General features: G+C 64.8%; 11 protein-coding genes and 1 tRNA gene. 5 read left to right on the top strand and 7 right to left on the bottom strand.

Features of this window, described 5'->3' with window-relative positions; translation table 11 throughout:
• Window positions 1-39: 39 nt before the first annotated feature.
• Window positions 40-124: transfer RNA gene (locus ACR9ZJ_RS07285), tRNA-Leu, on the bottom strand.
• Window positions 125-247: 123 nt separating this feature from the next.
• Here ACR9ZJ_RS07285 and rnr point away from each other — a divergent pair.
• The 4 genes from rnr (at window position 248) to sugE (ending at window position 4,759) form a co-directional block, all read left to right on the top strand.
• Entirely contained in the window at window positions 248-2,986 is a 2,739-nt protein-coding gene (gene rnr, locus ACR9ZJ_RS07280) for a ribonuclease R (RefSeq protein ID WP_481287355.1), read from the top strand.
• A complete protein-coding gene (gene rlmB, locus ACR9ZJ_RS07275) occupies window positions 2,983-3,729 on the top strand; it encodes a 23S rRNA (guanosine(2251)-2'-O)-methyltransferase RlmB (protein ID WP_481287354.1) in 747 nt (248 codons plus the stop codon). The genes rnr and rlmB overlap by 4 nt, the downstream gene beginning before the upstream one ends.
• Window positions 3,726-3,998, top strand: coding sequence for a CBU_0592 family membrane protein (locus ACR9ZJ_RS07270; protein ID WP_481279964.1), 273 nt, complete (start codon window positions 3,726-3,728; stop codon window positions 3,996-3,998). Before rlmB ends, ACR9ZJ_RS07270 begins: the two co-directional genes overlap by 4 nt.
• A 440-nt stretch (window positions 3,999-4,438) precedes the next feature.
• Window positions 4,439-4,759 carry a quaternary ammonium compound efflux SMR transporter SugE gene (gene sugE / locus ACR9ZJ_RS07265; protein WP_481279965.1) on the top strand — a complete coding sequence of 107 codons (321 nt, stop codon included), beginning with the start codon at window positions 4,439-4,441 and terminating at the stop codon, window positions 4,757-4,759.
• Window positions 4,760-4,889: 130 nt separating this feature from the next.
• On the opposite strand, the gene phoU is transcribed toward sugE, so the two are convergent.
• From phoU to rnt, 6 genes are all read right to left on the bottom strand, one after another.
• Window positions 4,890-5,606 carry a phosphate signaling complex protein PhoU gene (gene phoU / locus ACR9ZJ_RS07260; protein ID WP_306850567.1) on the bottom strand — a complete coding sequence of 239 codons (717 nt, stop codon included), beginning with the start codon at window positions 5,604-5,606 and terminating at the stop codon, window positions 4,890-4,892.
• 25 nt (window positions 5,607-5,631) lie between these two features.
• Window positions 5,632-6,456 carry a phosphate ABC transporter ATP-binding protein PstB gene (pstB, locus tag ACR9ZJ_RS07255; RefSeq protein WP_426287916.1) on the bottom strand — a complete coding sequence of 275 codons (825 nt, stop codon included), beginning with the start codon at window positions 6,454-6,456 and terminating at the stop codon, window positions 5,632-5,634.
• A gap of 1 nt (window position 6,457) precedes the next feature.
• Window positions 6,458-7,327, bottom strand: a complete 870-nt coding sequence (gene pstA / locus ACR9ZJ_RS07250) for a phosphate ABC transporter permease PstA (protein WP_481279966.1) — start codon at window positions 7,325-7,327, stop codon at window positions 6,458-6,460.
• The gene (gene pstC, locus ACR9ZJ_RS07245) at window positions 7,327-8,358 is read right to left on the bottom strand and encodes a phosphate ABC transporter permease subunit PstC (protein ID WP_481279967.1); all 1,032 of its coding nucleotides are present in this window, start codon (window positions 8,356-8,358) and stop codon (window positions 7,327-7,329) included. Before pstC ends, pstA begins: the two co-directional genes overlap by 1 nt.
• Window positions 8,359-8,474: 116 nt before the next feature.
• A complete protein-coding gene (gene pstS / locus ACR9ZJ_RS07240; RefSeq protein WP_481279968.1) occupies window positions 8,475-9,491 on the bottom strand; it encodes a phosphate ABC transporter substrate-binding protein PstS in 1,017 nt (338 codons plus the stop codon).
• Between the two features lie 146 nt (window positions 9,492-9,637).
• Window positions 9,638-10,297, bottom strand: coding sequence for a ribonuclease T (gene rnt, locus ACR9ZJ_RS07235; RefSeq protein WP_481279969.1), 660 nt, complete (start codon window positions 10,295-10,297; stop codon window positions 9,638-9,640).
• Between the two features lie 224 nt (window positions 10,298-10,521).
• Here rnt and ACR9ZJ_RS07230 point away from each other — a divergent pair, with 224 nt between their 5' ends.
• Window positions 10,522-11,892, top strand: coding sequence for a porin (locus ACR9ZJ_RS07230; RefSeq protein WP_481279970.1), 1,371 nt, complete (start codon window positions 10,522-10,524; stop codon window positions 11,890-11,892).
• The last annotated feature ends 23 nt before the right edge of the window (window positions 11,893-11,915 follow it).

The raw sequence follows: 11,915 nt of genomic DNA, 5'->3' as shown, positions 1-11,915 counted from the left end.
CAACGAAGCCCCGCATCGCTGCGGGGCTTCGTCTATAATTGGTGCCCAAGAGAGGACTCGAACCTCCACGGTTTTACCCGCTAGTACCTGAAACTAGTGCGTCTACCAATTCCGCCACCTGGGCAGGTGTCTCGAAACAGCTTCGCTGTCCCGTGAGCCGCGTAGATTAGGTAGGTCGAGGAAACTTGTCAACGATTTCGCCCCCCGGATGTGAAACTATTCCACGTCCCCCTTCAAAGGTCCTTACGTGACGAAGAAACAGAAAGGTTCGGGAGCCGACCGCGGCCCCCGTAAACCCAAGGCCAGGCCGGCCGTGGTCGATCCCCATGCCGACCGGGAGGCCCAGCGTTACGACCAGCCGATCCCCAGCCGCGAGGCCATCCTGGCCCTGCTGGAGGAGCGCGGCGAACTGCTGATGGCCGAAGATATCGCCCGTTCCCTCCGCCTGTTCACCGATTACGAGATCAACGCGCTGGACCGCCGCCTGGGCGCCATGGTCCGCGACGGCCAGCTCCTGCGGAACCGCCGCGGAAGCTATGCCCCCGCGGAGAAGCTCAGCCTGATTCCCGGCCGGGTCATCGCCAATGCCGAGGGCTACGGCTTCCTGCGTCCGGACGAGGGCGGGGAAGACCTCTATCTCTCTCCGTCGCAGATGCGCAGCGTGCTGCACGGCGACCGCGTGCTCGCCAGCGTGGTCGGCATCGACCGCCGTGGACGCCGCCAGGGCGCCATCGTGGAAGTGCTGGAGCGGCGCTCGCCGCGCCTCGTCGGCCGCGTGGTCGTCGAGAACGGCGTGACCCTGGTGGAGCCCGACGACCGCCGCCTGCACCAGAACATCATGATCCCCGCTGGCCGCGACGCCGGTGCCCGTTCCGGCGAGATCGTGGTGGTCGAGATCACCGACCCGCCGACACCGCACCGCGGTCCCATGGGCACGATCCGCGCCGTGCTGGGCGAGCGCCTGGAGCCGTCGCTGGTGGTGGAAATGGCGATCGCCAGCCACGACCTGCCGCACGAATGGCCCGCCCAGGTCGTACGCCAGGCGGAGGAAGTGGAGCCCAAGGTCACCGCCGAGGAGCGCAAGGGCCGCGTCGATATCCGCAAGCTGCCGCTGGTCACGATCGACGGCGAGGACGCCCGCGACTTCGACGACGCCGTCTATGCCGAAGCGCTGAAGGGCGGCGGCTTCCGCCTCATCGTCGCCATCGCCGACGTGTCGCATTACGTGCCCGTGGGTACGCCGCTCGACGTCGAAGCCTACGATCGCAGCACGTCCACCTATTTCCCCGGTTTCGTCGTGCCGATGTTGCCGGAAACATTGTCCAACGGCATCTGCTCGCTCAATCCCAAGGTCGACCGCCTGTGCATGGTCTGCGACATGGAGATCGACGAGGAAGGCGAGGTCGTCCGGTCGAAGTTCTACGACGCGGTGATGTACTCGCACGCTCGGCTCACCTATAACAAGGTGTGGCAGGCCGTGGGCGAGCGCAACGCCGATGTGCGCGACGAGATCGCGGACGTGCTTCCGCAGGTGGAGACCCTGCATCGTCTCTACAAGGTGATGGCGAAAGCGCGCAAGCGCCGCGGCGCCATCGACTTCGAGACACCCGAAGTGAAGTTCCGCCTGGCTCCGTCGGGTGACGTCGTCTCCATGGGTGCCAGCGACCGCAACGACGCGCACAAGCTGATCGAGGAATGCATGATCGCCGCGAACGTGCAGGCGGCGAGGTATCTCTCGAAGCGGAAGATCCCGGCGCTCTATCGCGTGCATGCGTCGCCGCCGGCGGAGAAATACGACGATCTCCTGCAGTTCCTGCGCGAGTTCAAGCTGAAGATGCCGCCCGCCGACGAGGTCACTCCCGCCGACTTCTCCGCCTTGCTCAAGAAGGTGCACGATCGTCCCGAAGCGGAACTGATCCAGTCGGTGCTCCTGCGCGCGCAGAGCATGGCCGTATACCACCCGGAGAACCAGGGCCACTTCGGCCTTGCGCTGGATGCCTACGCGCATTTCACTTCTCCGATCCGCCGTTATCCCGACCTGCTCGTGCATCGCGCCATCCGTTACGCGCTGACCAAGGGCAAGCCGGCCGACTACACGTACAGCGAGGGCCAGATGGCCTCGATGGCCGTGCATTGCTCGCAGCGCGAGCGTCGTGCGGAAGAAGCCGAGCGCGATGTCGACGAGCGCTTCAAGTGCGCCTGGATGGAGAAGCATGTCGGTGAGGAATTCGCCGGCACGATCACCGGGGTCACGTCGTTCGGCTTGTTCGTCGAACTGGCGGCGTCGCGCGTATCCGGTCTCGTCCATGTCTCGCAGTTGCCGAACGACTACTACAAGTTCGACCCGGTCCGTCATTTGCTGTCCGGCGAGCGGACGGGAGCCAGCTATCGCCTCGGCGATTACGTGAGCGTGCAGGTGCTGCGCGCGAGCCTGGAAGATCGCAAGATCGATTTCCGTCTCGTGGCGCGTCTGGCCGCATTGCCGAAGCCGCCTCCGCCGGTCGTTGCCGCACCCGCGCCGGCGTCTCGCTCGGGTATGGCGGAGGCCGGGAAGGCGTTCGGTCGTGCCGCGAAGAAGGCGGTGGGGCGGATCTTCGGCAAGAAGACCAAGGCGCCGGTTGTCGCCGAGCCTGTGGCGGAGCATCATCCGCGGCCTGCTCGTCAGGCGGCTGGCGAGACGGAGGGTGCGGGTGTCGGGCGCAAGCGCGCTTCCCACCAGGGTCGCGATGCCGTGCCGCCGAAGGATGGGGCTCGTTCCAGCGGTGGTAATCGGGGGCGGCAGGGCGCGGGGAGCGAGGGGCCTGCATCCAGGAAGGGCGATGCGCCGCGCAACGACGTGGCGAAGGGTCGTGGACCGAAGAACGCCCAGCCCACGAAACAATCCGGAACCAGGACGGCGGCCAAGGTGGCGCCAGTGAAGAGCGCACCCGCGAAAACCGCGGCCAAGAGCGCGCGACGTAGACCCAGGAGCAAGCCGCAAGCATGAGTGAGTCGTGGATCGTCGGGATCAATCCGGTCGAAGGCGCGCTAGCCAACGACCCGGATCGTGTCCGTGAAGTATTGATCGAGCAGAATTCGAAGAACGCGCGCGTGAACGAGATCGCCGCGCAAGCGCGCAAGCTCGGCCTGCCGGTGAAGCCGGTGGGCAAGGAGCAACTCGAGAAGCTCGGTGGCGAAGCACGCCACCAGGGGGTGATCGCCCGTTATGAGACGCCGCCGCTGCGTGGGGAGAACGACCTCCCAGCGTTGCTCGACGCGGCAGGGTCCGAAGCCTTGGTGCTGGTGCTCGACGGGGTCACCGATCCGCATAACCTCGGTGCCTGCCTGCGTAGCGCCGCGGCCGCGAACGTGACCGCCGTGGTGGTGCCGAAGGATCGCGCCGTCGGCATCACGCCGACGGTTCGTCGTGCGTCGGCTGGTGGCGCCGATCTCGTGCCGGTGATCGCCGCGACCAATCTCGCCCGCGCGATGCGCCTGCTCAAGGACGCCGGCGTGTGGATCACGGGGCTGGACGGCGATACCAGCCAGTCCATCTACGAGATCGACCTCAAGGGCCCGGTGGCATTGGTGATGGGCAGCGAGGGCGATGGCATGCGCCGTCTCACCCGTGACACCTGTGATTTCGTCGCGAAGATCCCGATGCCCGGGGGCATGGAAAGCCTCAATGTCTCGGTGGCCACGGGTATCGTCTTGTTCGAAGCGTTGCGTCAGCGAGGAGGCAAGCGATGAATCTGTTCTGGCACGACTGGGCTGGCCTGATCGGTGTCACCCTGGTGTTGGTGGCGTTCTTCCTGCTCCAGGCGCACAAGCTGTCGGGCCAGGGTTACCCGTACCAGGTGATGAACCTGGTGGGCGCCTTCGGCATTCTTCTTTCGCTGATCTTCGGTACGTTCAATCTCTCCGCGTTCCTGCAGGAGATGGCATGGTTCCTGATCAGCGTGTACGGCATCGTGCGCGGCGTGAAGGCGAAGAAAGCGGCCGCGGCACCCATGCTGTAACGATCTTGGCGGGAAGATCCTGGTAGGGATCCGGGTGGAGAGATCTAGGTCGGAGGGATATGGGTAGGAGGGATATGGGTAGGAGGGATATGGGTGGGAGCCGACCCTGTCGGCGACGGGTGCTTGCCTCAGGCCCATGTGGGAGCCGACTTTGTCGGCGATGGGTGCTTGCCTCGAACTGGCCCGCTGCCGCGGGATCGCCGACAAGGTCGGCTCCCACCCGGTGGTCGCTAGCCTGGGTCAAGGATTATACAAAGTGTATCGCTAGCTCGGTCAGCAAAGGATTGCACGAAGTGTGTCGCTAGCTCGGGTCAGCGGGGGGTTACACGGGCTGTGTAGAATGTTCGACGGATCGGCGCAATGCCGGTCCGCATGCGGGGACGGCCCCGCGATGCGCATCATCTCCGCGGGGACGACCCCGCCTGTGCGGAGTCGCTTCCATGTATTGGTCCATCCTTGTACTCGCCGGTCTGTTCGAGATCGCCTGGGCCGTCGGCCTGAAATACACCGAAGGCTTCACCCGCCTCGTGCCAAGCGTGTTGACCGGCACGGCGATGACGATAAGCATCGTGTTGCTGGCGTTCGCCACCAAGAAACTGCCGTTGGGCACGGCTTATGCGGTGTGGACCGGCATCGGCGCGGTCGGCGCGGTCACGATGGGGATCGTGCTCTTCGGTGAATCGGCGCAGCCGTCGCGGCTGCTGTGCGTCGGGTTGATCGTGGTGGGGATTCTCGGGCTCAAGCTGACTTCGGCGGGTTGAATCGCTGGATCGCTGGGGGGAGAGGGCTATCCTGTCGCCGCTGAAGCGGCTCCCACACGGGCCAGACAGGCTACAGGCCGTCTTTGTGTGGGAGCCGCTTAATGTGGGAGCCGCTTCAGCGGCGATGCCCTCAGGGCTTGTCGAAATCCGGGCTCGCCGTCGTGTCGCGCTTCGTGCGCGGGGCCACCAGCGGTTCACCGTGGACCACGAACCAGACGTTCTCGGCGATGTTCGTCGCGTGGTCGCCGATGCGCTCGATGTTCTTGGCCATGAACAACAGATGCGTGCACGGCGTGATGTTGCGGGGGTCTTCCATCATGTAGGTAAGAAGGGCGCGGAACACCACCGTGTAGGCCTCGTCGAGGTCCGCATCCGACTTCCACACCTCATAAGCCGCCTCGGCATCCTGCTCGTCGTAGGCCTTGAGCACATTGCGCAGCTGGTCGGCGGCGAGTTCGGCGAGGTTGGCCAGGCCACCCGCCGCCGTGATCGGCGCCACGCGGCTGAGTGGAATGGAGCGCTTGGCCACGTTGGCGGCATAGTCGCCGATGCGCTCGATGTCCGCGGCGATGCGCAGGGCCGCGAAGACGTTGCGCAGGTCGCCGGCGATCGGTGCACGCAGTGCGAGCAGGCGGACCACGTCCTGACTCACTTCCTGCTCGAGAGCGTCCAGGGCGTCGTCGTTGTCGACCACGCGCTGGGCGGCACGCTCGTCGCGGCGCTCGACCACGTCGATGGCCGCTTCGAGCTGCGCAAGCGCCAGTTCGCCCATCCTGACGATCTCGCCGGTGAGACGCTTCAGCTCGCTGTCGTAGCTCTTGATGATGTGTTCGTGCGGATTGTTCATCGCGGGACCTCGGAGTAGGGGGCGCTTAGCCGAAACGGCCGGTGATGTAGTCTTCGGTCTGCTTCTTGTCCGGCTTGGTGAAGATCTTCTCCGTCCGGTCGAATTCGATCAGCTCGCCCATGTACATGAACGCCGTCATGTCCGAGCAGCGTGCCGCCTGCTGCATGTTGTGCGTCACGATGACGATCGTGAAATCCTTCTTGAGCTCTTCCACCAGCTGCTCGATGCGGCTGGTGGCGATCGGGTCCAGCGCCGAGGTCGGTTCGTCGAGCAGCAGCACTTCGGGCTTCAGCGCGATGCCGCGGGCGATGCACAGGCGCTGCTGCTGGCCGCCGGAAAGACCGAGGGCGCTCTGCTTGAGCTTGTCCTTCACCTCGTCCCACAGCGCCGCGCCGCGCAAGGCCTGTTCCACGCGGCTTTCCATCTCCGAGCGCGAGAGCTTTTCATGGTGACGGATGCCATAGGCGACGTTCTCGAAGATGGTCATCGGGAACGGCACCGGCTTCTGGAACACCATGCCCACCTTGCTGCGCAGGCGGTTCAGCGAGTACTTCGGATCGAGGATGTTCTCGCCGTCCAGGACGATCTCGCCGCTGGCGCGCAGGTTCGGGTAGATCGCGTAGATGCGGTTGAAGATGCGCAGCAGGGTGGACTTGCCGCAGCCGGACGGCCCGATGATCGCGGTGACCTTCTTCTCCGGCACGTCCATGGCGATGTTCTTGATCGCGTGGAAATCACCGTAGTGGAAGTTCACGTCGCGTACGGTCATCTTCGCCGGCACCTGGCCAAGGTCGACGCCCGAGGCGTGCGGCGACGTGCCGAAGCCCGGCTGGGAGGCGACTTCGTTCATGTTAGTCATGGGACACCTTGGAGCGCGAGAAGATGAAGCGGGCGATCAGGCTGAGCGCCAGCACGAACATGGTCAGCACGAAGGCACCGGCCCAGGCCAGGGTATTGATGTCCGGGCTGGGGTCCTTGGTGTATTCGTAGATGATCTGCGGCAGGCTCGGCATCTTGTCGATCGGGTTGAAGGTCATGAAGTTGTTGCCGAAGGCCGTGAACAGCAGCGGCGCGGTTTCGCCACTGATGCGGGCCAGGGCCAGGAGCACACCGGTGACGATACCCGAGCGCGCGGCGCGGATCAGGATCTGCATCGTCAGCTTCCACTGCGGCACGCCGAGCGACAGCGCGGCTTCGCGCAGCGTGCCCGGTACCAGGCGCAGCATCTCGTCGGTGGTGCGGACGATGACGGGCAGGGCGATCAAGGCCAGCGCGATGCCACCCGCGATACCCGAGAACGTCACGTCACCGTTGGTCAGCCACTTCGACGGCAGCACGATCACGGTGTAGACGAACAGGCCCAGCACGATCGACGGCGCCGAAAGCAGGATGTCGTTGAGGAAGCGGATGGTCGGGCCGAGCCGCGAGCGCAGCGAATATTCCGCCAGCCACGTGCCGGCGGCGACACCGATGGGGGTGGCGATCAGGATGCCGAGCACGTTGAGGATCAGGCTGCCGACCATGGCATTGGCCAGGCCGCCTTCCTCGCGGTAAGCCGTGATCTTCGTGAAGAGCTGTGGTTTCAGGCCCGCGATGCCCTGGCTGAGGGTTTCCCACAGGATCCAGGCCAGGAACAACAGGCCGATGGCCGTGGCGACGATGCTGAAGGCCATCGCCGCTATGTTCTTGATGCGACGCTTCGTGTAGAGCGAGGCGGACATTACCTGCCCTCCTTCGTGGCGAGCCGGCGGAGCATGAGGCGCGCGATGAGCAGCACGATGAAGGTCACCACGAAGAGCAGGAAGGCCAGCGCCATCAGGGCCGACTTCTGCAAGCCCTCGGCTTCGCCGAACTGGTTGGCGATGGTCGAGGCGATGGAACTGCCGGTCTCGAGGATCGACGGGGTGAACTTGAAGGTATTGCCGAGTACGAAGGCCACGGCCATGGTCTCGCCGAGGGCGCGGCCCAGGCCGAGGAAGATGCCGCCGATCACGGCGGTGCGGGTGTAGGGCACCACGATGTCCCAGACCACTTCCCACGTGCTCGAACCCAGCGCATAAGCGGACTCCTTCAGGCGTGTCGGCACCGTCTGGAATACCTCGCGCATCACGGAGGAGATGAAGGGGATGATCATCACCGCCAGGACCAGGCCCGCGGTGAGCACGCCCGCGCCGAAGAACGGGTACTCGCTGGAGAAGAACTTGGCGATCCATGGCACGTGCTGGACCAGCCACGAGACCTGGCCGTCCGGCGGATCGGCGCTGAAGTTGTTCATCAGCCAGGGCTTGATGTGCTCGGCGACGAACGGGGCGAAGATGAAGAGGCCCCACATGCCGTAGATGATCGAAGGGATGCCGGCCAGCAGTTCGATGGCCGAACTGACCGGACCGCGCAACCAGCCGGGCGCGATCTCGGTAAGGAAGAGGGCGATGCCGAAACTCACCGGCACGGCGAACACCAGGGCGATGACGGCGGTGGTGATGGTGCCGATCACCGGCACCAGGGCACCGAACTGGTTGTTGCCAGGATCCCAGGCGTCGCTGGTGAGGAAACCCCAGCCGAAGGTGGCGAAGGCATCGCGGCCGAGCCAGAGGGTGGACAGTGCCGCGCCGATCAGGGTGATCAGGACGAGCAGCGCACAGGCCTTCAGGACCCAGCCGAAAAGCCGGTCGTTGCGTGCGTCGGTTGCGTTTCGGCCCGCCTCGATCGCGCGATCGGCGTTCGGGACGGCGTTGCTGACGGTGGCATGCATGATGGTTCGGGTTCCCGGGCCTATGCAGACGTGTGGGTCGCCGCCCCTGTCGGAACGGCGACCCCTTGGACGATACTCTGGGCCCGCTATGTGTCAGCCGGACTGTCGAGATCGGGTCAGTTCTTGAACTCGGAAGCCCAGTAGGCTTCGATCTGCTGCACCAGCGGCGCCGGAAGGGCGACGTAATCGAGCGAGGCGGCCTGCGCCTGGCCCTTTTCCAGCGACCACTTGAAGAAGTCGAAGGCGACCTTGGCGTGCGAGGCGTTCTTGGCCTTCTTGTACATGATCACCCAGGTCGTCGCCGTGATCGGCCACGCCTGCGCGCCCGGGGCGTTGGTCATGATCAGGTTGAAGTCCTTGGCGCTCTTCCAGTCGGCCGTGGCGGCCGCGGCGGCGAAGCTGTCGGCGTTCGGCTGTACCCACTGGCCGGCGGCGTTCTGCATCTGCGCGTAGGAGAGCTTGTTCTTGGTGGCGTAGGCGTATTCCACGTAGCCGATCGAGCCCGGGATCTGGCGCACGTACTGCGCGACGCCCTCGTTACCCTTGCCGCCCACGCCCGCCGGCCACTCGACGGCCGTGCCGAACTTCACCTTCGACGCCCACTCCGGGCTGACCTTGGACAGGTAGTTGGTGAAGTTGAACGAGGTGCCCGAGCCGTCCGAGCGATGCACCACGGTGATCTTGACGTCGGGAATCTTCACGCCGGGGTTCAGCGCGGCGACGGCCGGGTCGTTCCAGCGGGCGATCTTGCCCAGGTAGATGTCGGCGAGCAGCTTGCCGTCGATCTTGATCTGGCCGGGGGCGATGCCCTGCAGGTTGACGATGGGCACGATGCCGCCGACGACGACCGGGAACTGGCCGAGGCCGAACTTGGTCAGGTCTTCCGCGCTCATCGGGGCGTCGGAGGCGCCGAAATCGATCGTGCCTTCCTTGATCTGGGCGATGCCCGCACCCGAGCCGACCGACTGGTAGTTCAGCTTGTTGCCGGTGTTCTCAGCATACGTCGCCGACCACTTCGACAGGACCGGGTAGACGAAGCTCGAGCCGGCGCCCGTGATGTCGGTAGCCTGGGCGGACATGCCGAAAAGGGACGCGGCGACGAGCGCTGCAATACGGAGTTTGTGTGTGAACACGGAGCTTTCCTCGGGTGAATGAGTGTCGGGCGAGGCCCGCCCGGGGCTGTATTCCAGCCCTGCCGTGTTGCAATGAGACGTACCGAATGTTGCAAAGGTATGACACCCGCCTTTTTGGTGTCATATTCAGGAACTTACGAAACGTCTCAGACCGCGATCGAAGCCGCCATTTCGCGCTCGGCAAGCTCCAGTCGACGCCAGCGGTTGACGATTTCGCAGAAAAGCTCCGCCGTGCGCTCCGCATCGTAGATGGCCGAGTGCGCCTCCCGGGTGTCGAAGGAGAGACCCGCGGCCAGCACCGCCTTGCTCAGCACCGTCTGCCCGTAGGCGAGGCCACCGAGGGTGGCGGTGTCGAAGCAGCTGAAGGGATGGAACGGGTTGCGCTTGTGGCCCGTGCGGCGCACGGCCGCGTTGAGGAAGGCCAGGTCGAAGGCGGCGTTATGGCCCACCAGCACCGCCCGCTGGCATTCGGCGGCCTTTACCGCGTCGCGTATCGCATTGAACACATGATCGAGTGCCTGGCGCTCGGGCAGGGCACCACGAAAGGGATGGTCCGGGTCGATCCCCGTGATTTCCAACGAGCGCGGGTCGATGTTGGCGCCGGGGAACGGTTCCACGTTCGCCGAGACCGCCGCCTGCGGCACCAGGAAGCCCGAGGACTCCATGGCGATGGGCACCACCGCGATTTCCAGCAGGGCGTCGCGTTCGGCATCGAAACCGCCGGTCTCGACATCGACGATGACCGGCAGGAATCCCCTGAACCGCCCGGCCATGCTCGAAGCGGTGCTGTTACTCGTCGTATCCATCCTTAAAGGATATCAGCCCGGGACCCGCGCCGGCACGCGCCCTGGTGGACCTGGGCGTTAAGGGAGTGTGCGCGTGTCTCGGATCTGTAACAAAAAAGGCATGGAACGGTAAAGGCGACGGCTCATTCTTCGCGCCGTTGGGCCCTTTTGAGGATTTTCGGACAGAAAAGTCTCAGGAGGGGTCAGGGGTTCCACACACATCCATCCTTAAGCGGAGAAATCCCATGCGTTCCAAGTTGCTCACGGTGGCCATCGCTGCCGGTCTGGGCGTGACCAGCTTCTCGGCCCTTGCCGCGACGCCCAAGTCGCAGCAGCCGGCCCGGGTCACGGTCGACGCCGCCACCCTTCAGCAGCTGCAGGCGCAGCTCGCCGCGCTCCAGGCCAAGGTCTCCGAGCTGGAGAGCAAGCAGGAAGCCCAGGCCGACGCGCAGATCGAAACGGCCAAGGCCGTCAACGACGTGCAGGTCGCTGCCACCAAGCCGACCGAAGACCTCTCCAAGAAGCTCGATGCGCTGAACAAGCTGGTCGACAACACCCATGTCGGCGGCACGATGTTCTTCGACGTGTCGAACATGAGCCACACCGAGAAGCTCGGCACGCAGCCGAGCCAGCACAAGGACGGCCATGGCGCCGTCAACGGCACCGGCTTCGACGTGAAGCGCTTCTACCTGACCGTCGACCACAAGTTCGACGACGTCTGGTCGGCCAACCTGACCACCGACTTCAACTACCAGTCGACGCTGTCGCAGACCAGCCTCTTCGTGAAGAAGGCCTATGTGCAGGGCAAGTTCGACCAGCTGTTCACCGTCCGCTTCGGCGCGGCCGACATGCCGTGGATTCCGTTCGTCGAGAAGTGGTACGGCTACCGCTATGTCGAGAACACCATCACCGACCGCTCGTTCGAGGGTGGCCGCAGCGGCTCGACCGCGACCGCCGGCGGCGTCGGCGCGTTCGGCAACTCGTCCGACTGGGGTGTCCATGCCCTGGGCGCGACCACCGGCGACAACTCGATCAACTACCAGGTGTCGGTCGTCAACGGCCGCGGCTATCGCAACCTGAGCCGTTCGAAGAGCGTGGACACGGAAGCGCGCTTCGGTTACTCGCCGATCGAGCAGATGGTCATCGCCGTGGGCGGTTACTCCGGCAAGCGCGGCAACGACGTCGAGGACGGCGTGCCGACCCGTACCGCCAGCCGTGGCGACGCCATGGTGGCCTGGCGCGACAAGACCTGGGGCGCCGGCGTGGAGTACTTCCACTCCGAGAACTGGGACGACATCCTGAAGTACCAGGGCACCGGTACTCCGCTCTCGGTCAAGGACAAGGCCGATGGTTACTCCGTGTGGGCCGACTGGCACTTCTACGACCAGTTCGCCGTCTTCGCTCGCTACGACCACGTGAGCTACAAGTACACGACGCTGACCGACGTCGAGCGCGAGCTGAAAGACAAGTACTACAACGCCGGTATCTCGTACGACGTGTTGAAGAACCTGAAGCTGGCCCTCGTCTACAAGCACAACCAGCTGGACGGCCCGCTGGCCACCCCGTACCACTACAAGACGAACGAAGTGGGCTTCTGGGGCATGCTGAGCTTCTAAAGAGCTGTCTCTTATACACATCT

It is taken from the genome of Luteibacter sp. KNZ12-1A, assembly GCF_056755675.1.
This window is presented reverse-complemented; position numbering and strand designations above follow the sequence as displayed.

Bases quoted from the DNA above. Each gene is read 5' to 3' on its own strand.
- pstC (WP_481279967.1), bottom strand. From the start codon at position 8,358: ATGCATGCCACCGTCAGCAACGCCGTCCCGAACGCCGATCGCGCGATC.
- rlmB (WP_481287354.1), top strand. From the start codon at position 2,983: ATGAGTGAGTCGTGGATCGTCGGGATCAATCCGGTCGAAGGCGCGCTA.
- rnt (WP_481279969.1), bottom strand. From the start codon at position 10,297: ATGGATACGACGAGTAACAGCACCGCTTCGAGCATGGCCGGGCGGTTC.
- pstA (WP_481279966.1), bottom strand. From the start codon at position 7,327: ATGTCCGCCTCGCTCTACACGAAGCGTCGCATCAAGAACATAGCGGCG.
- phoU (WP_306850567.1), bottom strand. From the start codon at position 5,606: ATGAACAATCCGCACGAACACATCATCAAGAGCTACGACAGCGAGCTG.
- sugE (WP_481279965.1), top strand. From the start codon at position 4,439: ATGTATTGGTCCATCCTTGTACTCGCCGGTCTGTTCGAGATCGCCTGG.
- ACR9ZJ_RS07230 (WP_481279970.1), top strand. From the start codon at position 10,522: ATGCGTTCCAAGTTGCTCACGGTGGCCATCGCTGCCGGTCTGGGCGTG.
- ACR9ZJ_RS07270 (WP_481279964.1), top strand. From the start codon at position 3,726: ATGAATCTGTTCTGGCACGACTGGGCTGGCCTGATCGGTGTCACCCTG.
- pstB (WP_426287916.1), bottom strand. From the start codon at position 6,456: ATGAACGAAGTCGCCTCCCAGCCGGGCTTCGGCACGTCGCCGCACGCC.